The sequence below is a fragment of the Streptomyces sp. SAS_272 genome (assembly GCF_052543235.1).
Genome location: NZ_JBMNDR010000220.1, coordinates 1 through 1,033 on the forward strand (window position 1 = coordinate 1; position 1,033 = coordinate 1,033).

The 1,033-nt window shown below is 69.5% G+C and carries 1 pseudogene; it reads right to left on the reverse strand.

Annotation, left to right across the window (positions count from 1 at the left end):
* A pseudogene (locus tag ACN6LD_RS42240) lies at positions 1–782 on the reverse strand (IS110 family transposase); the annotation flags it as partial.
* Positions 783–1,033 lie beyond the last annotated feature (251 nt).

Below are 1,033 nucleotides of genomic sequence, written 5' to 3' on the forward strand. Positions count from 1 at the left end.
GGATTCGAGTGTTCGGCGCTGGTCGTGGACTGCGGCGAGCGAGGCGGCCAGGGACGGGATCACGATGTCGAGGGTGCCGGTTCCCGGAACCACGACGGTCTGCTCGTCCAGGGCGTCGAAGACCTCGTCGATCAGCCGGACGGCCATGCGCGGGGCCTTGGGGCGGACCAGCTCGACGAGTCTGCGGCGGCCGGCCTTGCGCAGGGCGGCCGGGGATCCGTAGCGCTCGAGGAGCCAGGTGACGGCGGGGTGGTCCAGCCGGGGACCGAGCACGCGTTCCAGCGAAGGGTGGAACTGGTGAGCAGGCCGCGTATCCGGTTGCTGGTGCGGGTCGCTTCGGCCGCGAGGTCCTGGTCGAAGCCGGTCAGCACGGTAAGTTCGGCGGTGATCTCGTCGGTCAGTTCCAGCGAACGCAGGGTGTGAGGCATGGTGCGGGCGGCGTCCGCGATCACCGCGGCGTCCTTCGCGTCGGTTTTCGCCTCTCCCGGGTAGAGGTCGGCGATCCGCCGCATCGCGAGTCCGGGCAGGTAGGCGACCTCGCAGCCCGCGTCGCGGGCAACGGTCAGGGGCAGGGCGCCGATGGACGCGGGCTGGTCCACGATCACCAGGACAGTGCCGAACTTGGCCTTGAGCTTGTCGAAGACGGCCCGCAGCTTCGGTTCGCTGTTGGGCATCGGCTTGTCGAAGACCTTCTTCCCGGCCGGGGTCAGCCCGTGGCCGTGGTGAGCGGTCTTGCCGACGTCCATCCCGAGGAAGACGCCTATGCCTTCGGTGTCTAACATCGCACCCTTCCGCAGGTGTTGACCGTGCCGGCCCCGGCAGTGGCACCGTGCTCGCGCATCCACGTTATGCAGACCTGCCGCCCGCGAACTGCCCGGCATTGCACCAGACCGGGCGGTGGCCGGGTCTCTCATCAGCGTCTCCGACGGCACCCCACGGACCCGGCGACACCACCCCCCAGGTCATCCGATCGACAGAGGGGACACAGTCATACCGGGCCCGGAGGCCAGCGGCCCCATTGCAGGACCGCGAA